The organism is Pseudomonas sp. C321 (genome assembly GCF_055407105.1).
The window spans coordinates 435,857-458,026 of the sequence record NZ_JBUZRB010000005.1; the positions used below are offsets into that span (position 1 = coordinate 435,857).

General features: G+C 60.0%; 21 protein-coding genes. 9 read left to right on the forward strand and 12 right to left on the reverse strand.

Annotated elements, in window-relative coordinates:
* Positions 1-50 precede the first annotated feature (50 nt).
* On the reverse strand, positions 51-956 hold the full coding sequence (locus ACZRJ6_RS17760; RefSeq protein ID WP_463969292.1) for a LysR family transcriptional regulator: 906 nt from the start codon (positions 954-956) through the stop codon (positions 51-53).
* A 210-nt stretch (positions 957-1,166) separates the two neighbouring features.
* On the opposite strand from ACZRJ6_RS17760, the gene ACZRJ6_RS17765 reads away from it, so the two are divergent.
* The 3 genes from ACZRJ6_RS17765 to ACZRJ6_RS17775 all read left to right on the forward strand — a co-directional run bounded on the left by ACZRJ6_RS17765 (position 1,167) and on the right by ACZRJ6_RS17775 (position 3,919).
* A complete protein-coding gene (locus tag ACZRJ6_RS17765) occupies positions 1,167-2,030 on the forward strand; it encodes a LysR family transcriptional regulator (protein ID WP_350615855.1) in 864 nt (287 codons plus the stop codon).
* Between the two features lie 108 nt (positions 2,031-2,138).
* A complete protein-coding gene (locus ACZRJ6_RS17770; protein WP_463969291.1) occupies positions 2,139-2,825 on the forward strand; it encodes a sterol desaturase family protein in 687 nt (228 codons plus the stop codon).
* Complete coding sequence (locus tag ACZRJ6_RS17775) at positions 2,822-3,919, forward strand: SMP-30/gluconolactonase/LRE family protein (RefSeq protein ID WP_463969290.1); 1,098 nt, start codon at positions 2,822-2,824, stop codon at positions 3,917-3,919. Before ACZRJ6_RS17770 ends, ACZRJ6_RS17775 begins: the two co-directional genes overlap by 4 nt.
* A 135-nt stretch (positions 3,920-4,054) precedes the next feature.
* Here ACZRJ6_RS17775 and ACZRJ6_RS17780 read toward each other — a convergent pair whose 3' ends face one another.
* Genes ACZRJ6_RS17780 through ACZRJ6_RS17790 form a run of 3 tightly spaced genes read right to left on the reverse strand, consistent with a single transcriptional unit; the run spans position 4,055 to position 8,259 of the window.
* Positions 4,055-5,122: a lipocalin-like domain-containing protein gene (locus ACZRJ6_RS17780; RefSeq protein ID WP_463969289.1), complete on the reverse strand. Its 1,068-nt coding sequence runs from the start codon at positions 5,120-5,122 to the stop codon at positions 4,055-4,057.
* Entirely contained in the window at positions 5,112-7,589 is a 2,478-nt protein-coding gene (locus ACZRJ6_RS17785; RefSeq protein ID WP_463969288.1) for an ABC transporter permease, read from the reverse strand. The genes ACZRJ6_RS17780 and ACZRJ6_RS17785 overlap by 11 nt, the downstream gene beginning before the upstream one ends.
* A 1-nt stretch (position 7,590) precedes the next feature.
* The gene (locus ACZRJ6_RS17790) at positions 7,591-8,259 is read right to left on the reverse strand and encodes an ABC transporter ATP-binding protein (protein ID WP_350615703.1); all 669 of its coding nucleotides are present in this window, start codon (positions 8,257-8,259) and stop codon (positions 7,591-7,593) included.
* A gap of 289 nt (positions 8,260-8,548) precedes the next feature.
* Between ACZRJ6_RS17790 and pmrG the strand changes: the two genes are divergently transcribed.
* The 3 genes from pmrG (at position 8,549) to ACZRJ6_RS17805 (ending at position 12,633) form a co-directional block, all read left to right on the forward strand.
* Complete coding sequence (gene pmrG / locus ACZRJ6_RS17795) at positions 8,549-9,223, forward strand: lipopolysaccharide core heptose(II)-phosphate phosphatase PmrG (RefSeq protein ID WP_463969287.1); 675 nt, start codon at positions 8,549-8,551, stop codon at positions 9,221-9,223.
* A 158-nt stretch (positions 9,224-9,381) separates the two neighbouring features.
* Complete coding sequence (gene arnT, locus ACZRJ6_RS17800) at positions 9,382-11,061, forward strand: lipid IV(A) 4-amino-4-deoxy-L-arabinosyltransferase (protein WP_463969286.1); 1,680 nt, start codon at positions 9,382-9,384, stop codon at positions 11,059-11,061.
* Between the two features lie 57 nt (positions 11,062-11,118).
* Positions 11,119-12,633 carry an ArnT family glycosyltransferase gene (locus ACZRJ6_RS17805; protein WP_463969285.1) on the forward strand — a complete coding sequence of 505 codons (1,515 nt, stop codon included), beginning with the start codon at positions 11,119-11,121 and terminating at the stop codon, positions 12,631-12,633.
* A 38-nt stretch (positions 12,634-12,671) separates the two neighbouring features.
* Here ACZRJ6_RS17805 and ACZRJ6_RS17810 read toward each other — a convergent pair whose 3' ends face one another.
* Entirely contained in the window at positions 12,672-13,142 is a 471-nt protein-coding gene (locus ACZRJ6_RS17810; protein ID WP_133100505.1) for an Lrp/AsnC family transcriptional regulator, read from the reverse strand.
* Positions 13,143-13,266: 124 nt separating this feature from the next.
* Here ACZRJ6_RS17810 and ACZRJ6_RS17815 point away from each other — a divergent pair, with 124 nt between their 5' ends.
* Positions 13,267-14,514, forward strand: a complete 1,248-nt coding sequence (locus ACZRJ6_RS17815) for a methionine gamma-lyase (protein ID WP_463969283.1) — start codon at positions 13,267-13,269, stop codon at positions 14,512-14,514.
* A 27-nt stretch (positions 14,515-14,541) separates the two neighbouring features.
* Here ACZRJ6_RS17815 and ACZRJ6_RS17820 read toward each other — a convergent pair whose 3' ends face one another.
* The 3 genes from ACZRJ6_RS17820 to ACZRJ6_RS17830 form a co-directional block, all read right to left on the reverse strand.
* A complete protein-coding gene (locus ACZRJ6_RS17820) occupies positions 14,542-15,525 on the reverse strand; it encodes a GlxA family transcriptional regulator (RefSeq protein ID WP_463969282.1) in 984 nt (327 codons plus the stop codon).
* 70 nt (positions 15,526-15,595) lie between these two features.
* Positions 15,596-16,390 (reverse strand): ABC transporter permease, encoded by a 795-nt coding sequence (locus ACZRJ6_RS17825; RefSeq protein WP_463969281.1) that lies wholly within the window; start codon positions 16,388-16,390, stop codon positions 15,596-15,598.
* Entirely contained in the window at positions 16,387-17,082 is a 696-nt protein-coding gene (locus ACZRJ6_RS17830; protein WP_463969280.1) for an ABC transporter ATP-binding protein, read from the reverse strand. Before ACZRJ6_RS17830 ends, ACZRJ6_RS17825 begins: the two co-directional genes overlap by 4 nt.
* Before the next feature lie 173 nt (positions 17,083-17,255).
* On the opposite strand from ACZRJ6_RS17830, the gene ACZRJ6_RS17835 reads away from it, so the two are divergent.
* Complete coding sequence (locus ACZRJ6_RS17835) at positions 17,256-18,503, forward strand: DUF1835 domain-containing protein (protein ID WP_463969279.1); 1,248 nt, start codon at positions 17,256-17,258, stop codon at positions 18,501-18,503.
* 175 nt (positions 18,504-18,678) lie between these two features.
* Positions 18,679-19,218: a DUF1523 family protein gene (locus ACZRJ6_RS17840; protein ID WP_463969278.1), complete on the forward strand. Its 540-nt coding sequence runs from the start codon at positions 18,679-18,681 to the stop codon at positions 19,216-19,218.
* A gap of 180 nt (positions 19,219-19,398) precedes the next feature.
* Here ACZRJ6_RS17840 and ACZRJ6_RS17845 read toward each other — a convergent pair whose 3' ends face one another.
* From ACZRJ6_RS17845 to ACZRJ6_RS17860, 4 genes are read right to left on the reverse strand one after another with little or no spacing between them, the layout of a single operon-like run.
* On the reverse strand, positions 19,399-19,977 hold the full coding sequence (locus ACZRJ6_RS17845; protein WP_149415124.1) for a TerD family protein: 579 nt from the start codon (positions 19,975-19,977) through the stop codon (positions 19,399-19,401).
* Positions 19,978-20,008: 31 nt separating this feature from the next.
* Positions 20,009-20,584 carry a TerD family protein gene (locus ACZRJ6_RS17850; protein ID WP_463969277.1) on the reverse strand — a complete coding sequence of 192 codons (576 nt, stop codon included), beginning with the start codon at positions 20,582-20,584 and terminating at the stop codon, positions 20,009-20,011.
* A gap of 33 nt (positions 20,585-20,617) precedes the next feature.
* The gene (locus ACZRJ6_RS17855) at positions 20,618-21,652 is read right to left on the reverse strand and encodes a TerC/Alx family metal homeostasis membrane protein (protein WP_463969276.1); all 1,035 of its coding nucleotides are present in this window, start codon (positions 21,650-21,652) and stop codon (positions 20,618-20,620) included.
* Between the two features lie 11 nt (positions 21,653-21,663).
* Positions 21,664-22,113, reverse strand: a complete 450-nt coding sequence (locus ACZRJ6_RS17860) for a tellurite resistance TerB family protein (protein WP_133102781.1) — start codon at positions 22,111-22,113, stop codon at positions 21,664-21,666.
* Positions 22,114-22,170 lie beyond the last annotated feature (57 nt).

Here is a 22,170-nt window from a genome sequence, read left to right on the forward strand (position 1 = left end):
TCAGCCGTCGACAGGTTGACGGACATCGAATGGCGCATCGGATTGATGACTCACTCCACCAACGCATAGTGCTGCATGGCACTGGCCAACATTTCCTGGCACTTGAGCACCGCCACCGAACGGGGGCGATTGCGGTACACACACAGGTCGATGCGAATCCGGCCCAGGTATTCATCGGCAATCGGCACGGCCACCAGACCATCCCCCAGGTCCCGCGCCTCGGCATCTACCTGAGGCAGGATCAACACTGCCGCCCGCTGCCGGGCCAGGCTTTTCTGCACCTCCAGGGAACTGGTGGTGAACACCGCTTCAAGGGTTACTCCACGCTTCCTTGCCGCCACTTCCAGGGCCTGGCGCGCGCCATAGGCGGAGTCGGGAATGGCCAGGGGTTGGCCTTCCAGTTCGCTCAATTCAATGCTGTCGCGCTGGGCGAAGGGATGCTCGGTGCTCACCAGCACCCGGTGCCACAACTCACATTGTGCGGTGACTTCGACGTCGGCCCGCTCCTGCAGGTAGAACGCCAGCCCAAGGTCGGCCTCACCGCTGCACAAGGCATCGAGGGTGGCCGATGCACTGGCGATGACGATATTGAAGGTGACCTTGGGATGAGCGCGATAAAACGCGGCGAGCACCGGCGCCAGCACGGTGGAAACGATACTTTCTGACACATGGATGCTGATATTACCCGCCACCTGGCTTTGTCGGCTGGCAATCACATCACGCACTTGATCGAGGCCGCGCAGTGTGGAAGTTACCTGTTCGGCCAAGCATTCGCCTTCCACCGTCAAACGAATACCTCGGGGCCCGCGCTCAATCAGGGCGGCACCAAAGAAGTGCTCCAGGTGCTCGATCTGCCGGCTCACGGCCGTCGGCGTGACGTACAACCGCTCAGCCGCCTTACGCAACGAAGCGCAGCGCGCGACCTCGTGGAAATACCGCAAGGCTCGTAATTGCATGGTCGGGTTGCTCCTGCATAAAGACTGAGCGGTGAAGGGAGGCAATTACTGCGCCAGACCTGTTTGCGACCCTTCTTGACTGAAAACGAGGGTATGTACTCAATCAAATCCAGCATCTCCCGACCGGCTACCAGGCCGCCATCGAAGGCAAGCCAGCCCCCACATTTGATCTGCTCTACAATGCTCGTCCTACTCACCCTCGGGACCGACATGGACATCGAACTGGCACGCACCTTCCTGGAAATCACCCGCTGCGGCAGCCTGGCCGCCGCGGCCGAGAAACTCCATGTCACCCAGACCGCCATCACTGCCCGCGTGCAAAAGCTGGAAAGCCAACTCGACAGCACGCTGTTCGTGCGCAACCGTGCCGGCGCCCGGCTGACCGCAGACGGTGAGGCCTTCGTGGTGTATGCCAATCAGTTGGTACAGACCTGGGAAGCGGCGCGCCGCGACCTGCCGCTGCCGGACGGTTACCGCAACGTGCTGCACATCGGTGGCGAAGTCAGCCTGTGCAACCCGCTGATGCTCAGTTGGGCCCAGGCCCTGCGCGAACACATCCCCGGTCATGCCCTGCGCACGGAAATCCGCGACGGTGAATACCTGTTGCGCCAATTGGAACTGGGAGTACTGGATGCTGCGCTGGTGTTCCAGCCGCAGTACTGGCCGGGGTTACAGGTGGAACAAGTGCTGGAAGAGAAGTTGATCCAGGTGCGGCTGGTGGCTCGGCCCGATCCCTATGTGTATATCGACTGGGGCCCGGGTTTCCGTAAGCAGCACGACGCGGCCTTGCCGGACAAGGCGCGGGCGGCGGTGAGTTTCAATCTTGGGCCGTTGGCGTTGCAGTACATTCTGGAGAACGGCGGCGCCGGGTATTTTCGCACGCGGGTGGTGCAGAGTTATCTCGACAGTGGGGTGATGGAGCGGGTGCCCAAGGCGCCGGAGTTTGGTTTCCCCACCTACCTGGTGTATTCGCGAGAGCGCGATTGTGCGGTGTTGCAACAGGCGCTGGTGTTGCTTCGAGGCGTGGTCAAGGCGGAGAGTGATTGGTCACAGCGCTGGGACCCGGTGATTTGAGCCACGGGTTGCCCGCGGCTGGTCGACCCTAAAGCCGCCACGAGCTCGCATAATCCCCACAAGCAACTAACCTCACCCCCAATAAAAAAACAACAACGAGCCCCGCCCATGAACCACCCCACCGAGGCCTTCCGCACCCGCTATCGCGCCAGCGTCCACCCCCGCTACAACCCCTGGCTGCATGCCAGCTTCGTACTGGGTTACGGCCTGCTATGCATCACCCTATCCTGGCGCAGCACTCACCAGATCCAGCCCTGGGAATGGCTGACCATCCCCCTGGCCCTGGTGTTCTTCAACCTGTGCATCTACCTCGTCCACCGCTACCTGGGCCACCACAAACACGGCTTTGCCAAGCTGTTCTACGCCCGCCACACCGGCGACCACCACAGCTTTTTCACCCCCGGCCACATGACCTACGACAGCCCGAAAGACTGGCGAGTGATCCTGTTTCCCGCCTGGCTGATCGTCCTTCACAGCCTGGCCATTACCCTGCCCGCCTGGTGGCTGCTCAAACAGCTGAACCCCAACGTCGCCGGGTTGTTCGCCGGGTGCATGATCCTCGGCTACCTGTTCTATGAAATCTTCCATGCCTGCGAACACCTGCACGAGAACCATCCCCTGGCCCGCCTGCCATGGATCAAGCAGATGCGCCAGTTGCACGCGCTGCATCACCGCCGCGAGCTGATGCAAGGCCGCAACTTCAATATCGTGCTGCCGCTGATGGATTACCTGTTCGGCACCCTGCACTGGGAGCCGGCCGCCCCTCAACCCAAAGACTCACGGAAATTGTCATGAGTACCCGTTCAAGAAAAGTTCGCCATTTACTCCTGCTGATCCTGATTTTGGTCGTTGCCTTCCTGCTGTTGATGCCCACCAAGGTCCAGCCCGTCAACTGGTCGCCCCCCAAGGCACCGTCGATGAAGGATGGGCCCTTCGCCGAAAATCAGCGCCTCAAGGACGTGCAACGCATCGGCGCCCAGGAGATCGCCGGGCCCGAAGCGTTGCTGGTGGATGCCCTGGGGTTTCTCATTACCGGCCTGCATGACGGCCGCATCATCCGCACCTCGCCCGAAAGCAAAACCCTGGAAGTGCTGGCCAATACCGGTGGCCGTCCCTTGGGCCTGGCACTGCACCCGGACGGTCGCCTGATCATTGCCGACGGTGTCAAAGGCCTACTGGCCCTGGATACCCAGCACAAGCTCACCACCCTGAGCACCAGTGCCAACGGCCTGTCGTTCGGTTTTACCGATGACGTTACCGTGGACGCTGCCGGGCGTTATGCCTACTTCAGCGATGCGTCGAGCCGCTGGGGTTATGGCGAGGACGGTGAAGCAGTGATCGAACACGGCGGCGATGGTCGACTGTTGCGCTACGACTTCAGCAACAACCAGACCGAAGTGCTGCTCGATCAGTTGCAGTTCGCCAATGGCGTGGCGTTGGGCCCTGACGAGAACTATGTGCTGGTCAACGAAACCGGTGCCTATCGCATCAGCCGCTATTGGCTCAAGGGCGGCAAGGCTGGCACCCATGACCTGTTTATCGACAACCTGCCGGGACTGCCGGACAACCTCAGCTTCAACGGCCGGGACCGTTTCTGGGTGGCCCTGTATTCGCCGCGCAACCCGCTGCTCGATGGCTTTGCCGGTTATCCGCTGATGCGCAAGGTGATGGTGCGAGCACTGATGGTGGTGCCCAAGCCGATAGAGCGCAAAGCCTTTGTCCTGGGGCTGGACGTCAATGGCCAGGTAATCGCCAACCTGCAGGATGGCAGCGCCGGCAACTACTCACCCATCACCACCGCCCGTGAATATGGCGACTGGCTCTACCTGGGCTCGCTGAAGAACACCAGCATGGCACGCTTGCCGATGAAGCTGGCGCTGGCGCACTAACGAAAAAAGGTAGTTGTCGAGCTTTAGCGAGGCTACGTTGGCCGCACACTGCCATCAAGCCAGGCAAAGGAACCGCGGCGCGCCTGACGCAGCCTCGCCAAAGTTTGACCATGAGCAGAGTTACGGCCCGCAGACCTAGTACCCAGTCATCTCCAGATACCCCACCCCACCCTGGAACTTCACCGGCCCTTCCCAATAAGGGATGCTCAGGTTCATCCACGCCTTGGGATTGACTGCTTCGGTGGTGATATCAAGATTTTTGCCAGGGACTTTCAGCGACCAGCGCGTGGGTACGCTGCGCCCGTCGATCTCGGTACTGGTCAACGGCGTGAGCTGGATATCCTGATTGTGCAGGATCTGGGTGCGGCCCTGATGGTCGATCCAGGTGCCCGTCAGGTAGGCCGCGCCTTCTTTTTGCCGCACACGAAACAGCATCAACTGCTCGCCGCTGTCCAGGTGCAGGGAGAACCAGTCCCAGCCGGTCTGGTTGGCGGTCAGGGGTTGGCTGCTCCACTCGCGGTCGAGCCAGGCGGGGCCGCTGACCTGATAGCGTTTACCGTCGATAGTGACCGTGCCATGGGCCCGGAAAAACGGCTGGCTGTAGTAATACGACGCCTGGCCCTGATCGGATTTGCGGCTATAGCCTTGGTCGCCCTGGAGTACCAAGGGGCGACTGGAAGTCAGTTGCAGGTCGTAGTTGAAGTGCTCGCCGCTGGCCTTGAGTTGCATGTCGGCCAAGGGGCTTGCAGCACCGGCGCGGGTGGCAAAGTTCCAGTCGTCGATCCAGGCATTGAAGGGCAGCGCGTTGGCCCCCGCCTGGCCCACACCGCCTCGGGCGTAGCGCTCGGCGGAGTAGTGGCTTGTGGCCGAGGTGACGGCGGCGTGGCCCAGCCAGACGGTAGAGTCGCGCCAGCCCGGCTGCACGGGGCCAGCCTTGAGGGCATTGCGAAACAGTGTCCATTGCACGCCGAACAGGTTGCCTTCAGCGTCCTTCAGGTTGGCGGTAACGTACCACCACTCGATGCGAAAGCCGTCATGTGGCCCGTGATCCTCGGGAAAGCTGAAGACCTTACCGGGCACTACCTGGGCAAAGTCCGAGGCGTCGCTGCCAAGGCCGGCGAAGCTTTCCTCGGGCGGCGCCTGCTGGTCGCAAGCAGCAAGCGACAACAGCAAGGCAGCCCACAGCAGGCACTTAATCTTCATTGGCAAAGGTCCTCAACAAATCCGCTGGCCGGCTGCGGTACAACTGCCACAGCGGCCAGGCCGAAGCCAGCAACGTCGCTACCATCGCCAGCCCCAGCAACTGCGCCAACTGCCAGGGAAAAACCTGCAACGGCAAGCGCCAGCCAAAAGCCTGGACGTTGATCACCGCATCCAGACACCAGGCCAGCAGCAGGCCCAGGGGCAACGCCAGCACCAGGGTCAGCACCGCCAGCAGCCAGGTTTGCCCCAGATTGAGCAGCATCAATTGGCGCCGCGTCACCCCCAACGCCCACAACGGCGCCAGTTGGCCGAGGCGGCTTTGACTCTGGGTCAACAGGCTGATAAACAGCGCAACGCCGGCTACGCCCAGGGTCAAGCTATTGAGCGCAGCGGTGGCGGCGAAGGTGCGCTCGAAGACCTGGCTCGACCAGCCCTTGAGTTGCTGTTGATCGACGATGCGGCTGTCTTCCAGCGCGAACTGCTTTTGCACTTCACCGATCAGCGCCGGCACATTGGCCGGCAATACCCGCAGATTGAATCGCGCCGGCGACAAGGCCGGCCAGTGCTGCAACAGGTGCTGGGCATTGACCAGCAGATGGCCCTTGGGGTTGCCGTAGTCGGCATAAATCCCAACGACTTTGGGCGACCACGGCCCCTGGGACGTGGGGATCGTCACCACATCGTTCAACTGCACCTTCAGCCGACGCGCCAGTTGTTCGCTGAGCATCAGCGTGTCGCTTTGCAGCAACTGATCCCAGGGATCGCCAGCCACCGCTTCCAGTAGCGGCCAGTGCTGGCGATAGGTCGGGTCATCGACCACGCCAAAGACCTCCGCCGGCCAGCCCTGCAATTGCACCGCGACTTGCCAGGTGGGCAATACGGCCTGGACCAGCGGTTGCTGTGTCAGCCAGCTGTGCAGGTGTTCGGTCTGAGCAGGGTTTTGCGGGTTGAGGTACAGCTCGGCGGTCAGGCGTTGCTCCAGCCAGTTGTTGAAGGTGTGACGAAACCCCGAGGTCATGGAGCCGGCGCCAATATTTGCCGCCAGCGCCAACAGCAACGCCATCAGGGCCAGGCTCAGGGCCGGTAACTGCTGACGGCAATCGGCGAGAAACCATTGCCCCAGCACCGAACGGCTGCGCCCCAATACCGCCTTGAGCAGGCCGTTGAGCACTACCGGCAAACCCAGGGCCGCCCCCAGTAACAAGGCGGCCATCAACACAAAACCGCTGGCCAGGCTGTCACCCAGCAGCAGCGCCAACAGAGCTATCAGCAGTGCCGTGCCGGCCACCCAACCCTGACGCCGCAACCAGCGCCCGTGGGCCTGGTGCCAGGCTTGTGCGTTGGCCAGGGCCAGCAACGGCAAACGCGCCGCCCGCCACAAACTGCTGGCGCCGGCGAGCAAGGCGCCCAGCACACTCAAGCCCAGGCCACTGGCCCACCACAGCGGGGTCAGGCTCAGTTGGCCCGGCACCTCGGCGCCATACAAACCCCGCAAGCTGGCCGCCACATCCGCCAGCAACAGGCTGGCCAGCAGGTAGCCGCTGGCGACACCAGCAAGACCGCCCAACAAGGCCAGGCCACCCAACTCGACGCTCAGGCTGACAATCAGCATCCGCGCGCTGACCCCACAGGCACGCAAGGTGCGCAGCAGGCCGCGCCGTTGCTCCAGGGCCAGGCCGATGGCGGCGTGGACGATAAACAGCCCTACCACGAACGACAGGAATCCCAGGGCATCGAGGTTCAGGTGGAAGCTTTCGGTCAGGCGCGACAGGTTGTTTTCTTCGCCGTGCTTGAGTTGCAGTTGCCCACTTAACTGCGCCGGCAATGCCGGATCGCTCGCGGCAAAGTCCTTGTCCAGCAACAGCCGCGACAGGCGCTCGGGCATGCCCAGCAGCGGTTGGGCGAAGCCGATGTCTGTCAGCAGCAAACCGGGGGCCATGTCCGGCTGTGCATGCAGCGGTGGCAAGGCTTGCCCGCTGGCGCTCAGCGGCTGGTCGCCCTCGTGCAACCCCAACGCCTGGAGGGTCTGGGGCGCGATCCAGGTGCGTCCTGGCGGATTGAAGAAAGCGATCATCTGCGCCCGATCCAACGTCTGCCCGGCGACCGTTCCACCACCAGGCAGCGAGACGGGGTCGATACCCATCAGTTGCAAACGTTGCTCTTCATGGCCCTTGAGGATCAACCGCCCCTGCACCACCGGCGACACCGGCCAGCCGGCGCGGCGCAGAGTAACGAATAACGCTTGAGGGAAACTGGCGCCGTCCGGCGTGCCGAGGCTGGCCTGGGGCTCGCCGCCAATCAACTGGCTGGCCCGTGCGTAGCTGTCCCGCGCCTGGCTGTTGAGGGCTTGCACGCCGGTCAACAACGCAGTGGCCAGCCACAGGCCAGTGAGCACGCTGAAGAACTGCACGGGGTGGCGGCGCCAATGGCTGAGTAACGCGCGCAAGGTCCAGTAGAAGACACGCACCTCAGTGAGTAGCCGCAGTCAATACGTGGCCGCGCTGCAACACCACCTGCCGGTCCAACTGCGCCGCGATGCGTGGGCTGTGAGTGACCATCAACAGGCAGGTCGGGCTATCGCGCAGCAGGTCCAGGAGTAATTTCAGCACTTCGTCGCTGGTAGCTTCATCCAGATTACCGGTGGGCTCATCGGCCAACAGCAGGCCGGGACGGGACGCCAGGGCGCGGCCCACGGCCACCCGTTGCTGCTGGCCGCCGGAGAGTTGTTCGGGATAGCGCTTGAGCAAATCCCCCAGGCCCAGGCGCTCCACCAATTGCGCCTGCCACAGCGGATCAAAACGCCCGGCCAACCGCGCCTGGAAAGCCAGGTTGTCCTCCACCCGCAAACTGCCGATCAGGTTGAACTGCTGGAACACCAGGCCGATGTCGGTGCGCCGCCAGTGAGCCAACTGCGCCTCGCTCATCTGGTCCAGGCGCTGTTCGCCCACCTGGATGCTGCCGCGATCAACACGGTCCAGCCCCGCCACCAGATGCAGCAAGGTGCTTTTACCGCTACCGGATTCGCCCATCAGCGCCAGGCTGCTGCGCTCGGCCAGGTGCAGGTCGACACCCGCCAGCACCGCCAACGGGCCCTGAGGCGTGTCGTAGCTTTTGAAGACACCTTGCACCTGAAGCATGGAAAGACTCGCTTGCCGATGGACTGCGGTCGAGGATAACGGCTGACTGTCCAACCCATGCAAATTTTTCACATTGATTTCACCGAGTTGCCACCTGCCGCACTTTAAATTACTCACCAAGCGCAGGTAACTACACCGCTACCTGAAACTTGTTAGTTACCTCACGCGCACAATTTTAATACCCACATGTTCAGCAAAAAGACAGCGGTCCTATGACAGGCTTTAGCTTCACCACAGGCAGTTGTCTGTTAGCTGCGCCTGTTCAATTCAACGCCGCCAACAGTGCCCCATGGTGAAGAGTGTGGTTGATCTGACCCTGACCAAGCCCCGCTCCCGCCGGGCCCCTGTAAAACGCCTGAAAAAACTCTGCCTGGGCCTGGCCTTTATCGGCTTGCTGGTGGCTGGCGTGATGTTCTGGCCCTCTTCGCCCCTGGACCTGGGCGTCGGCAATCGCCTGCTGACCTCGGGGGTATTGGCCAGTTGGCACAATGGCGACCTGATCGTACTGGTGCGCCATGAAGAACGCTGCGACCGCTCCACCAATCCCTGCCTGGGCCCGGATGATGGCCTGACCCTGCCGGGCAGCCAGTCCGCGAGCGCCCTGGGCAAGGCTTTCCACACCCTGGGCATGGACAACAGCGATGTGCTGAACAGCCCCACCACCCGCACGGCGCAGACTTCATTGTTCATGTTTGGCAAGACCCAATTGTCCCCCGGCCCACTGGCCATCTGCGGCAACGCCATGGGCGAGGAAATCCTCGGCCACAAGATCCCTGGGCGCAACCTGCTGCTGATCACCCACAGCGCCTGTATCAGCGACTTTGAACGGGCCCTGGGCTTTGAGCATGCCGACGCCGCTGAATACGGCAGTTCACTGTTTGTCGAGGTGAACGCCGACGGCACGCTCAAGGCCCTGGGCATCATGAACAGCCAGGATTGGGCCGCTGCGCTTAAACAACTCTAGGCACTTTTTTACAGGTAATAACACCGGGAATGTTCAGCAAAACGACAGCCACGACGTGGCATCGTTAGTTGCTGTAACTCAGGCGCATGTCGAGCCCTGCAATAGTTCACTAACAGTTATGACTTGAAGACTTATTTAAATTACCGAGTGGACACTCTGTGATTCCTTTCCCTATTAGCCCACACGCCCGCCTTAAACCATTGCTGCTACTGGCATTGGCATTTGTCCTGTTTTTCCTGTTGCCCCTGGGCAACCACGGCCTGTGGATTCCCGACGAAACCCGCTACGCCCAGGTCAGCCAGGAAATGCTCATGAGCGGCCACTGGGTAGCGCCGCACTTTATGGGCGTGCGCTATTTCGAAAAACCCGCCGCTGGCTATTGGCTGATTGCCGTAGGCCAGGCAGTGTTTGGCGACAACCTGTTCGGCGTGCGCATCGCCTCGGTCCTGACCACCGCGCTGAGTGTGCTGCTGACCTGGCTTATCGCCCGCCGCTTGTGGAACGAGCCGCGTAAAAGCTTCTCCTGCGCACTGCTCTACCTGAGCTTTGGCCTGGTAGCCGGCCAAGCGGGCTATGCCAACCTCGATCCGCAGTTCAGTTTCTGGGTCAACCTGAGCCTGGTGGCGCTGTGGTTTGCCCTGGACAGCAGCACCCGCCGAGCGCGACTCGCGGCCTGGGCCTTGCTCGGCCTGGCCTGCGGTATGGGTTTTATGACCAAGGGCTTTCTGGCCTGGCTGTTGCCGGTGCTGATCGCCGTGCCCTACATGCTCTGGCAGCGGCGGCTGGGTGAACTGCTGCGCTATGGCCCGCTGGCAATGGGCGTGGCCGCGTTGGTCTGTCTGCCCTGGGCCCTGGCAATCCATCTGCAGGAAGCCGATTACTGGCGCTTCTTTTTCTGGCATGAACACATTCGAAGGTTTACCGCCGACAACGCGCAACACGCACGGCCCTGGTGGTTTTACCTGCCGCTGATGGTGGTGTCCGCTCTGCCCTGGGCCGGGTTGCTGCCGATGACTCTGCTCAAGACCTGGCGCGAAAAAACCGACCCGCAAATCCTGTTCCTGGCGCTGTGGCTGTTGCTGCCCCTGGGCTTTTTCAGCCTGAGTAGCGGCAAGCTGGCGACCTACATCATGCCGTGCCTGCTGCCCCTGGCCCTGCTGATGGGCCATACCCTGATGGACCTGCTGGCACGAGGCAAACCTCGCGCCATTTGCCTCAACGGCCTGCTCAACTTTGCTATCGGCATGGCGGCGATGGTCGGCCTGCTGTACCTGCAAATCGCCGATCCGCTGTACAGCAACAGCCACCGGGAAATGTTCAGCCTGTCCCTGGCCTTTATCGTGCTGATGGGCTGGATGCTCACCAACCTGCTGCAAGCCTTTCGCCCGCTGACCTTATGGGCCATGCCGGCACTGGGTATCTGGTTGCTGGTGGCACTGTTGCCGGCGGGAATGCCGGCCATGGTGGCGGATAACGAAATGCCCGACCAGTTCATCCTCGAACACCTGGATGAACTGCAACAAACCCGCTCACTGCTGAGCAATGAACTGGGCTCTGCGTCGGCCCTGGCCTGGCGTCTGCAGCGGCCCGACGTGACGTTCTACGACACCGTCGGCGAGTTGCGTTACGGCCTGCAATACGCCGACGCCATCCATCGCAAGGTGGACCTGGACAGCGTGCAGGCGTGGATGAGCGACGCACGCCGGCGAGGGTCGGTGGGGGTGCTGCTGCGGGTCAAGAGCACCAGCGAAATGCGCGAAGCCGGCCAATTGCCGCCAGGAGGCAAGCGTTATCGCAAGGGCAATCTGGTGATCACGATTTACCCGCAGTCGCCGTAACACAGCGGCGCTATTTTGATTCGGTTTGCACCTCAAAACCTCAACCGGACATCACCCATGACCTTCTGGAAAACTGAACGAGGCGCCCTGTTCCTGCTCCTCAGCGTGTCCGCCATGATCCTGTTGCTGGGCCTGGGCAGCCGTGATGTGTGGGGGCCGGAAACCCGCTGGGCGAACATCACCCTGCAGATGCTGCAAAGCGGCGACTACTTCGACCCATACCTCAAGGGCACGCCGTACTATGACAAACCCCTGCCCTCATACTGGTTGATCACCGGGTTCGCCAAGCTGATGGGCGGCCTCGGGCCATGGTCGTTGCGCCTGCCCTCGGTGATTGCTGCCTGGCTGAGCATCTGGTTGGTGTACCTGATCGGCGAACGCCTGTATCGCAAGGGCACCGGGCTGATGGCTGGGTGGATGCTGGCGACCACCTTCTACTTCATGTTCTGGGCCCGAGTGGCCACGGCCGATGTGCTAACGGTGTGTGGCGTGCTGGCGGCGGTCTGGTGGTACTGGCGCGGCCCGGACGACACGCGACTGGGCCGCTACACGGTGTTTTTCCTGCTGCTGGCCGCGACCTCACTGTTCAAGGGGCTGATTGGCTTCGTGCTGCCGGGGCTGGTGTTGCTGCCGCACCTGCTCAGCGAGGGACGCTACAAACGCCATCTCAACCTGCGCCTGCTGCTGGCGCTGGTGATCGCCGGGGCGTTCTACGCCATTCCCTTTGTGCTGTCCCATCTCTACGGCGCACCCACCTACGGTGAAAGCGGCCTGCAATTGGTCTTCCGGGAAAACGTGGTGCGCTTTTTCGACCCCTTCGACCATATGGGACCGATCTACACCTACCTGATCTACCTGCCGGCCTACACCTTGCCATGGGCGCCATGCTGGATACTCGGCTTGTGGCTGGCGCTGCGGCACTGGCGCCACACCGAACCCAACGTGCGCTGGCTGGTCTGGGGCCTGGGTTTATTATTCCTGTTCTTCACCGCCAGCGGCAGTCGGCGCAGCTACTACGTGTTGCCACTGGTGCCCTTTGCGCAGTTGCTGGCCGCGTGGTGGGTCAGTGAGCGCGTTGCCCGCAAACACAGTGCAGCCGTTTGGAACCGTGGCTTCGCTGTCGCCGCCGTCGTATTGATGCTGGTCCTCGGGGTGCTCTATCCATGGACCAACGGCAACGGCGGCGTCACCCGTTTCGCCGCCGACGTGCAAGAACAGGCAGTTAAACGCGCACCCTGGGACCAATGGCGGATAGTGATGGTGGAAGTGGATAACAAAGTGCCGATGTACCTGCAAAACCACGGCGCGCCGTTCTACTACGTGGCGCAAACCCAGGACTTCCCGCGCGAGGGCGACAGCGCGGCGTTCATGGCCTGGCTGGACAAGGCCAGCGGCCAACACTTCGATACGCAACGCACGATCATCGTCGCGCAGTATTCAAAAGATGACCCGGCGCCACTGGCTTATCTGGGCAGCGATCATCAGGTGATCCGCACCCAGCCGGACAATGGCGAGCGACTGTTTCAGAGGCGTGACGGCGGGAGCGTAGCGTTTGTGCCAAGCCCGCACTAACGCTGGATAACGTTTGTTAACTCGATGCCTCCCCAGGGTTAACCCGGCAACGGAATCACCCGCAACGGCCGCACCGACTTATAAGAAAAACTCGAATAGATTTCCTTCACACACGGCAGCGTCTGCAACACCTCCCGCGCAAACTCGCCGAAAGACTCCAAATCCTTGGCCACCACTTCCAGCAAAAAGTCATAACGCCCGGACACATTATGGCAGGCCACAATCTCGGGGATTTCCAGCAAGCGCTGTTCAAACGCCCTGGCGATTTCCCGCGAGTGGGTGTCCATCATGATGCTGACAAACGCCGTCACCCCATACCCCAGCGCCTTGGGCGAAAGGATTGCCTGGTAGCCGCTGATCACCCCGCTGTCTTCCAGGTTCTTCACGCGGCGCCAGCACGGCGAGGTGGTCAGGGAAACCCGTTCGGCCAACTCGGCGACGGTGAGGCGGGCATTACCCTGCAACGCGTTTAACAGGGCTTTATCGGTACGGTCCAGGCTTGCAGGCATGTCTTGCCTCAAAAAGTCATTTTTATTGGTTTTCATACCAGACTGGAGGGATTTACCAGCAAAGTATGGAATGTTCAGCTTTGATTATGAGCATAGCATTGTAGGAAATAAGGAGCCTGAGACCATGAAAAATAAACACAATACGTTCGGCTTTTCTACACGTGCCATCCACCACGGCTACGACCCGCAAGACCATCACGGCGCGCTGGTACCGCCGATTTATCTGTCGGCAACCTTCGCCTTCCCCACGGTCGAATATGGCGCCGGTTGCTTTGCCGGCGAGGAAAACGGGCACTTCTACACCCGCATCTCCAACCCCACGCTGGCCCTGCTGGAATCGCGCATGGCGACGCTGGAAGGCGGCGACGCGGCAGTGGCGTTCAGCTCCGGCATGGGCGCCATTGCGGCGACGTTCTGGACCCTGCTGCGACCGGGGGATGAGGTGATCGTCAGCCAGACGTTATACGGCTGCACCTTCGCCCTGCTGCACCACGGCATCGGCGAATTCGGCATCAAGGTGCGCCACGTCGACCTGACGGACCTGGCCGCCCTGCGCGATGCGCTGTCCCCCGCGACCCGCATGATCTACTGCGAAACCCCGGCCAACCCCAACCTGCAACTGGTGGATATTGCCGCCGTGGCCGAGATCGCCCACCGACAAACCGGTATCACTGTGGTGATTGACAACACCTATTGCACGCCCTACCTGCAACGTCCCCTGGAACTGGGCGCCGACGTAGTCGTGCACTCCGCCACCAAATACCTCAGCGGACACGGTGATATCACCGCGGGCATCGCCGTCACCAGCCACGCCCTGGCCCAGCGGATTCGCCTGCAAGGCTTGAAGGATTTGACCGGCGCAGTGATGTCGCCCCAAGACGCCTTCCTGCTGATGCGCGGCCTCAAGACTCTGGCTCTGCGCATGGATCGCCATTGCAGCAACGCCCAGGCCGTGGCCGAAGCCTTGCAGGCGCACCCGGCAGTGGAATGGGTCACCTACCCCGGCCTGCCGTCCTTCCCGCAATACGAACTGGCCGCACGGCAGATGAAATTACCCGGCGGCATGATCGCTTTTGAACTCAAGGGCGGCATCGAAACCGGTCGGCGCTTCATGAACGCGCTCAAGCTGTTCACCCGCGCGGTCAGCCTGGGGGATGCCGAATCGTTGGCGCAGCACCCGGCGAGCATGACCCACTCTACCTACACGCCGGAGCAGCGCGCCCACCATGGGATCAGTGAAGGTTTGGTGCGGCTGTCGGTGGGGCTTGAGGATGTCGCGGACTTGTTGGCGGATGTGCAGCAAGCCCTGGCCAGGAGCACGAAAATCACCGCTCCCCGCCAAGCCTTGATGGCGTCGCATGCATCGAAGTGACAGGGCTGGCGCAGCACGGCGGTGAGGCTACTTGATCAGGCGAGTTTCTTTCGACGGCCTGTAGCCAAAATACGCGCTATAGCATTTGCTGAAATGGCTGGGGGAAACAAAACCGCAGGCCACCAGCACATCGACCTGAGACAGCTCGGTGTGTTGGAGCAGCCGCCGCGCCTCAGTAATACGCAGTTCCAGATAATAACGTTGCGGCGTTGTCCCGAGCTGCTCTCGGAACAGCCGCTCCAACTGGCGACGTGAACGGCCCGCGTAGCCCGCCAATTGTTCCAACGCCAAAGGCTCTTCGAGGTTGGCGTCCATCAGCCTCACCACCTCACGCAATGGCGCGCTCACACAGATATTTTCAGCAGGCTTTATGCGCCGATAACGAGACTCCTCAAATGCCAGGATGTCCTCGATACCCTCCACCAACGCCTTACCGTGCAACCCCTTGATCCAGTCCAGCGCCATATGGAAAGCACCCGAAGGACTGGACGCGGTGAGCCGGTCGCGATCAATCACATAGGGCTCACTGCTGACATGGCTGACCTTGGCGATCTCTGTGAGTGCGGGCCGATGTTCGGGGTGGATGGCGCAACGATAACCGTCAAGAACGCCGGCCTTGCCCAGGAACCATGCGCCATTCCACAACCCGGCCAGGCTGACACCCTGCTGCGCCGCGGCTTGCAGCAAGTGAATGAACGCATCATCAGCCTTCAGCGCAGTCCGGTAGCCGCCGCAAATGACCAGCAGGTCGAGGTCTTGAGTCACCGAACAATTGATACGAGCATCCGGGCGAATGACCAGGCCCAAATCGCTGATAACCTCTGCTTCGGTCAATCCGAACGTGCGCGAAGCAAACAAGCCGGGGCGCAGAAGGTTCGCGGTAATGATCGTATCCAGGGCCTGGGTAAACGCGGGCAACGAAAAGTGTTCAAGCAGCAGAAAGCCTGCTCGAACCATTCGCGGCACCTGGCCTGGATTTTCATTCAGATAGCGCAGGTTCTTGCCCTTCATGCCTGTGCTGAATTGCCGTCTTTGCGTCACTGTTCCAACTACTCCTCGCCAACGAGCGTAACCGTCACGGTTAAGGCCGCTCTTCTAGCCTGTACCTCAAGAAACGATGATCGGCTGAAAACAGCCGTCGGTAGGTGAGCAGTACAGCCCCTACCGTGCCCAATGCCGATGACGCGGCGATCAGAAACATGATGACGATCTGGTAACGAACCGCGTCCGCCGGGCTCTCTCCCGCCAACACCTGCCCGGTCATCATACCCGGTAGGCTGACAATGCCGACCACCGTCATCTGGTTGAGGGTCGGGATCATGCCGGCCCTGACGGCCTGGCGGATGGCGTCCTGCGCGGCCTCCCAGCGCGACCCGCCCAACGCCAGGATCATTTCGATGGTGTTGCGCCCCGAGGTCAACTCCTGGGTCATGCGTTCAATCCCCAGGGACACGCCAGTCAGCGTGTTGCCGAGGATCATCCCCAGGATAGGGATCGCGTACTGCGGCTCGTACCAAGGATGAATGCGGATGACGGCGAACAACCCCACGGCAGTCACCAGCCACGAACTGCCCCACACTGACACAATGCTGTCGACACGCTGGCCCGCATACGTGCGCTTGCCCCGCCCCGCTGCCGACATGCCGGCGATCAGGGTCATCAAGCACATCAGCGGCAACACCACATACCAGTAGGCAAACTCGAACACCCAGCCCAGCAGGTAACCAATCGCCAGCAGTTGAACCACCGTGCGGATAGCGGCCCAAAGAAGTTGTCGCTCAAGGCCCAGCTTCAGCAGCAGTGACAGCGCACCGTTGATGAGGATCAACGAGGCGGCGATAGAAATATCCAGCACCGACAGGTTTTGATAGTTCATGACGGGACGGCTCCGGTTAACACACCGGCGCTCATGTGCAACCGGGTGGTACTCATTCGTTGCGCCTGGGTCTGGTCGTGGGAAACCCAAATGTAGGCATGGGCCGATCCCGAGCCGTTGTCGAACCAGGCCTGTATCAAGGCCTCAACCTCTAGAGACGATGCAGGGTCGAGTGCCGCTGTCGGTTCGTCCAGCAGTAGCACCTGCGGGTCCAGTTGCAGTGTTCTGATCAACGAAACGACCTGCGACTCGCCGCCCGACAGATCACCCGCCCTTTTCGACAGGAATCCTGGCTCTTTTCCGGCATGGGCCAGCAGGACTCTTACCGCTTCCAGATCGAAGTCCAGGTGCTGCAAGAGCTTGAGGCTGTAGGGAAAGCGCAGGTTATCTTCCACCGTACCGTCAATAAGTGCCGGCCGCTGCGAGAGGTAGCAGATGCGACTGCGATACCTGGGTATTAGCGCGTTGGGGACGGGTTGGTTGTTCCACAGGATATCTCCAGACGTCGGCGCGTCCAGCAAGGCAAGCGCCCTGAGGAAAACGCTTTTTCCCGAGCCTGATGAGCCGATGATGGAGATACGGTCTGTGCGGTACAGCTTGAAGTCAGTGGTGTGAAGCAACTGAGCCTGATGGCGCTCATCCATTCGCGTCAGTGCCCTGGCTTCGATCAACGGGTAAACGGTGTCCGTCATGGACTCAATCCTATACTGAACGGCTTGCAATCAAATACGCCACTGCCTATATTCCCGCAAGGCGCCATCTACGCCTCCATCCGCGGAAAGGGCTGCGCCCAGGACCTTGACTGAATACCACATCTCTACGACTCCCAACCTTAAAGCGGACAAGGTTTGTGCAAGGAGATCGTATGTCGCAACATCCAGCATCCTCGTCCCATGACGGCCGTATCAACCTTGAGCAGCAACGCAAGCGCGCCAAGGAGCTTCTGCTGCGCATGAAAAGTGGTGCGGCGCCCGAACAACTTTCCCTGATCCCTGGCAGCCCTCCATCCTCACCGCCCATTTTGTCCGACGCCCAGTGGCTGATCGCCAGACAGTTGGGTTTCAGTAGCTGGCCAAAACTCAAGGCACACGTGGATGCGGTTGATTTCGCTGCTCGCCATCCAGATTTTGCGGCTAGCGATGAAGCCCTGAGCACCCACTGGCGATGCGGCAACGATATTGCGCATAGCCTGCAGTTGGCGGGGTTCAAGGGCCACTTTCGAATGCTGTCCGATCCGTTATGCATGGGGCCTGTTCCAAACCTGCCTGCCGAGCAATACCGGGCAGTACGCAGCCGCTATATCAGTGAGGCGTTTGAGATGGACTGCGCCGATGTAGCGCGCAGGCTCGACGACGAATACAACCACCTCACGTTATTGGCCAACGACGAACACAGCGTGCTGTGGTGCGAGGCAGACGCCTACGACCAACTGTTCCTGATTCGTGCCCTGGCAGGCCTAGAGCGCGCACCACTCAAGCTTGAGCTGATAGAAGTCGACCGTATCCCCGGCGTCCAGCGCTTCATCGGCATCGGCCAACTGGCTCCCGACGTATTGGCCTGGTTATGGCCGCAGCGCCGCCCCATTGATGAGCAAACCGTGCAACTGGCCCGGCAGGCATGGCTGGCCTATTGCGACAGCTCACCGGTCAAACTTGCCGAACTCGCCCACGGCACGCATCGCTGCTTGCCACTTCTAGCACCGGCACTGCTGCGCCAGCTGCAGGAGCTTCCGGGGGTTCGGGACGGTTTATCATTGACTGAACACCTGGCGTTACAATTTATAGAGGAAGCTGGCCCGGTGGCATTCTCCAGAGTGTTCGCCGAGTTAATGGCCCAGCGCGAGCCACTGCCTTATCTGGGGGATTTGATGTTCCATGCGCTTATGCGCCCGCTGATTGACTGCGAGACGCCGCTGTTGACCGAGTCAGATACCCATCTGCAATGGCCCCGGAGGTTGCTGACGCTGACACCGCTGGGGCATCAGGTGCTGAAGGGAACGGCGTATTGGCTGGACCATGGCGCCAGGGAGCGTTGGGTAGGTGGCGTATGCATACAGGCCGGCCAGCCTCATTGGATGGTTGATGACCGGTGCATGCCTGTGTGGCGTAATTGACCCGCAGTGTCTGGAAAACTTCACCGGCGGCTGTTTCACCCAGCAATGCTAGCGAACCAGGATTTTTCCGCTTCCTCTATCTTCCCCATGCAACACTGACGATAGCTATCAACTAAACATGCCCTCTTGCGAAGAAAACGGGCAAAATTCCTACCTTCTAAAATGGAGTGAATGCATGAAGTTGCTCAAAGGCGTAATTCTAGTTGCTGTACTGCTTATAGTGAGCGCTGGCGCACTGGGGCTTTTCTACGTCCTCCCTCAACATGATGTGGTGCTGATCACGGGAGTTGAAGTCAAGCGAGTCGACCACGATGGCGTCATCAATGCTGAAAACCCAGCTGATGGCCCGACCAGAGACGTTTATTTCATCAACACCGAAGACCCAGACTCCAAGAAAGTCATGGTCTACCGCAATGAAGATACTGGCTGGTCCTTCCCCTGGTATTTCAAGTTCGACTCTGCAGACGTCCAAGCGAAGGCCCAAGGCTACTCTCGTGATGCTGAGCAGTTGGCGATCATTCGGTACTACGGATGGCGCATTAAGATACTTTCGGTTTTCCCAAACATCACCGCTATCGAATCCACGAACAGCCGTGCGGAGCCATTCCCATGGTTCAATACGGTGTTCTTCAGCATAATGACACTAGTGCTTATTTTTGTAGCTCTGTTCGTAAAGCGTCGCCTGAAGCGACGTCACCAGGCCTTGATAAATTGATCAAAGTCCTACAGACGACATGACCCTGTTATAAAAAATCCGGCCATCCGCCGGATTTTTTGTATCTGACAATTGATCAGCCGCGTGATGGAACGACAGGCACCGCCAGCCATGCATGCGTAAAAGGCAGACAAGAAAAAGCCCCGCTCGAAAGACGGGGCTTTTTTTCAACCCTTTGGGTTAGCCAATGCTAACGCCGTGGGCTTCAGCCAGAGGCTTCAAGCCGCCAGCAAAACCCTGACCGATCGCCTTGAACTTGAACTCTTCACCGCTGCGATAAAGCTCGCCGAAGATCATCGCGGTTTCGGTCGAAGCGTCTTCGCTCAGGTCGAAACGCGCCAGTTCTTTACCGTCAGCCTTGTTCACCACACGAATGAAGCTGTTGGCAACCTGGCCGAAGGTTTGTTTGCGGGTTTCGGCATCGTGAATGGTGACAGCGAATACCAGCTTCTTCACCAGCGGAGCCAGGGAAGTCAGTTTCACAGTCACTTGTTCATCGTCGCCTTCGCCAGCACCGGAGCGGTTGTCGCCCATGTGCTCAACGGAGCCGTCAGCCGTTTTTTTGTTGTTGTAGAAAATGAAGCTGTTGTCGTCTAGCACTTTACCGTTTTCGCCCACGACGAAAACCGATGCATCGAGGTCGAACTCGGTGCCGTCAGTGACGCGAGGATCCCAGCCCAGGCCTACGACTACTTCGGTCAGGCCTGGTGCTTCTTTGGACAGGGATACGTTGCCGCCTTTGGAGAGACTTACAGCCATGATCAATTTCCTTGCTCAATAGACGTGGGGGTTAGAAGTTCATGCCGTACGAGTTGGCCAAAGCCTTCAGGCCACCGGCAAAGCCCGAACCAACGGCGCGGAATTTCCACTCACCGTTGTTACGGTACAGCTCGGCGAAGATCATCGCCGTTTCGGTCGAAGCGTCTTCCGCGAGGTCATAACGCACAATTTCAGCACCGCTGATCTCGTTGACTACGCGGATGAACGAGCCACCGACCTGACCGAAATTCTGCTTGCGAGCGTCAGCATCGTGAATGGTGACTGTGAAAGCGATCTTGTCGATATCCGCAGGTACGCGGCTCAGATCGATTTTCAGCACTTCGTCGTCGCCATCGCCGGCACCGGTGCGGTTGTCGCCGGCGTGCTCGATGGAACCGTCAGCGCTTTTGAGCTGGTTGTAGAAAATAAAGTCGGCGTCGCTACGTACTTTACCGTTGGCACCCAGCAGGAACGCGCTGGCGTCCAGGTCAAACTCCGTACCGTCGGTAGCGCGAGGATCCCAACCCAGACCGATCAGGATCTTGGTCAGTGTCGGATCGGTCTTCGAGAGGGACAGGTTGCCGCCTTTTTGAAGGGTCAGTGCCATGAGTACAACTCCTTGTGGGTAATGTGTTTGACGTTAAGGTTTGTCAGCTTCTGTTTCTTCCTTTTGCGGGAAGAGCACGCTGGCAAAAATACCGATAGCCAGAACCACGACAACGATGATCAAACTGGTGTTCGGATCAATGGTGTAGCCGTGTTGGAAAATATGGTCCGTCGCACTCAAGCCAAGTTTTACGGCAATGAAGAACAGCAGTGCGATGACGGCTTTTTCCAGGTGCACCAGATAGCGTTTCAGGGCTTCCAGCACAAAGTACATGGTCCGCAGACCCATAATAGCGAAGAGCATGGCCGAGAAGACGATCAATGGTTCGCGGCTGACGGCGATGATTGCCGGGACAGAGTCGAACGCAAACAGCACGTCGGAAACTTCCATCACCACCAGGCAAAGGAACAACGGAGTGGCGAACAAACCGCCTTTGGCGGCCAGGGACATGCCCTGGTTTTCTGGTTTGGTCAGTTCGGCTTCCAGGGTCTTGCGACGCACGAAGAAGTCATGACCATGCAGTTTTGGCCACACAGGGAAGAGTTTCTGGGCGAAACGGTAAGCCATGTGCGTGGAATAATCCTCTTCTTCTTCGTCGTCTCCACCGCTTCTGAGCATCATCACAGCGGTCCAGGCAACGATCAGGGCAAAGACTACCTCGACCCACGGCCCCAAGGCCAACAGGCCGGTACCAATGGCCACGAAGATCAGGCGGAACACGATCGCCCCGAGAATGCCCCAGTACAGTACGCGGTGACGCAGACCATTGGGCACCTTGAACCAGGCGAAGATCGCCATGAACACGAACAGGTTGTCTACGCTCAGGACTTTTTCAAGGGCGTAACCGGTGATGAACAGCGTAGCGACTTCTGAACCGTGCTCGAAGTACAGGAACCCTGCAAAGGCGAAGGAGATGAGGATCCAGAACACCGACCAGGCCGAGGCCTGGGCCAGGCTGATGGGTTTGTCACCACGATGGGTAAACATGTCGATAATCATGGCGCCGAGCGCCAACGCCACGAACACGGCGATGGTCAGCGGGGGGAAACCCAATTGGCTAACTTCCACAGTGTCGTTCCTTACAGTTCAAAGTCAGCTGGGGGAAGGCCCAGCTCAAGGCAGATCAGGCGGCAAACGGCTTTTTCCTTGTCGTCGAAATTGCCGTCCGAGGCACCGATGGCGCAGGCGACACGAACGAGCAAGCGTCCAGCACCGTCCTTGCCTTTGATCTTGCTGATGTTTTTCAGGGCTTCGGCCTGACCGATCTGGAAGTCGAACTCGAACTTGGCACAAGCGTCGTTGAAGACCTTGATAACGTCGGTCAGGTTGAACACTTTCAGTTCGGGCGAGTTGCTGATGAACCCGGCCATTTTCGTTTTTTCTGCCGAGCTGACTTCACCATCAGCCGCTGCAACCATGGCACAGCTGTTGGCGACCGCTTCCATGAACTCTTTGTTCTTGAACTTGGCCACCTCGGTGGTCAGTTTCTCGCGGGCAAGCGCCGCATTGGTTTTCAGCCATGACAACATGTTGTTCACCTCAAGGGCGGACCGGAATGGTCCGCCGCATTCAACTTTAGTTTGATA

Excerpts from the sequence above, each read along its gene's own strand:
- ACZRJ6_RS17760 (WP_463969292.1), bottom strand. The coding sequence starts at position 956 with ATGCAATTACGAGCCTTGCGGTATTTCCACGAGGTCGCGCGCTGCGCT.
- ACZRJ6_RS17765 (WP_350615855.1), top strand. The coding sequence starts at position 1,167 with ATGGACATCGAACTGGCACGCACCTTCCTGGAAATCACCCGCTGCGGC.
- ACZRJ6_RS17770 (WP_463969291.1), top strand. The coding sequence starts at position 2,139 with ATGAACCACCCCACCGAGGCCTTCCGCACCCGCTATCGCGCCAGCGTC.
- ACZRJ6_RS17775 (WP_463969290.1), top strand. The coding sequence starts at position 2,822 with ATGAGTACCCGTTCAAGAAAAGTTCGCCATTTACTCCTGCTGATCCTG.
- ACZRJ6_RS17780 (WP_463969289.1), bottom strand. The coding sequence starts at position 5,122 with ATGAAGATTAAGTGCCTGCTGTGGGCTGCCTTGCTGTTGTCGCTTGCT.
- ACZRJ6_RS17790 (WP_350615703.1), bottom strand. The coding sequence starts at position 8,259 with ATGCTTCAGGTGCAAGGTGTCTTCAAAAGCTACGACACGCCTCAGGGC.
- pmrG (WP_463969287.1), top strand. The coding sequence starts at position 8,549 with ATGGTGAAGAGTGTGGTTGATCTGACCCTGACCAAGCCCCGCTCCCGC.
- ACZRJ6_RS17805 (WP_463969285.1), top strand. The coding sequence starts at position 11,119 with ATGACCTTCTGGAAAACTGAACGAGGCGCCCTGTTCCTGCTCCTCAGC.
- ACZRJ6_RS17810 (WP_133100505.1), bottom strand. The coding sequence starts at position 13,142 with ATGCCTGCAAGCCTGGACCGTACCGATAAAGCCCTGTTAAACGCGTTG.
- ACZRJ6_RS17815 (WP_463969283.1), top strand. The coding sequence starts at position 13,267 with ATGAAAAATAAACACAATACGTTCGGCTTTTCTACACGTGCCATCCAC.
- ACZRJ6_RS17820 (WP_463969282.1), bottom strand. The coding sequence starts at position 15,525 with ATGAAGGGCAAGAACCTGCGCTATCTGAATGAAAATCCAGGCCAGGTG.
- ACZRJ6_RS17825 (WP_463969281.1), bottom strand. The coding sequence starts at position 16,390 with ATGAACTATCAAAACCTGTCGGTGCTGGATATTTCTATCGCCGCCTCG.
- ACZRJ6_RS17830 (WP_463969280.1), bottom strand. The coding sequence starts at position 17,082 with ATGACGGACACCGTTTACCCGTTGATCGAAGCCAGGGCACTGACGCGA.
- ACZRJ6_RS17835 (WP_463969279.1), top strand. The coding sequence starts at position 17,256 with ATGTCGCAACATCCAGCATCCTCGTCCCATGACGGCCGTATCAACCTT.
- ACZRJ6_RS17840 (WP_463969278.1), top strand. The coding sequence starts at position 18,679 with ATGAAGTTGCTCAAAGGCGTAATTCTAGTTGCTGTACTGCTTATAGTG.
- ACZRJ6_RS17845 (WP_149415124.1), bottom strand. The coding sequence starts at position 19,977 with ATGGCTGTAAGTCTCTCCAAAGGCGGCAACGTATCCCTGTCCAAAGAA.
- ACZRJ6_RS17850 (WP_463969277.1), bottom strand. The coding sequence starts at position 20,584 with ATGGCACTGACCCTTCAAAAAGGCGGCAACCTGTCCCTCTCGAAGACC.
- ACZRJ6_RS17860 (WP_133102781.1), bottom strand. The coding sequence starts at position 22,113 with ATGTTGTCATGGCTGAAAACCAATGCGGCGCTTGCCCGCGAGAAACTG.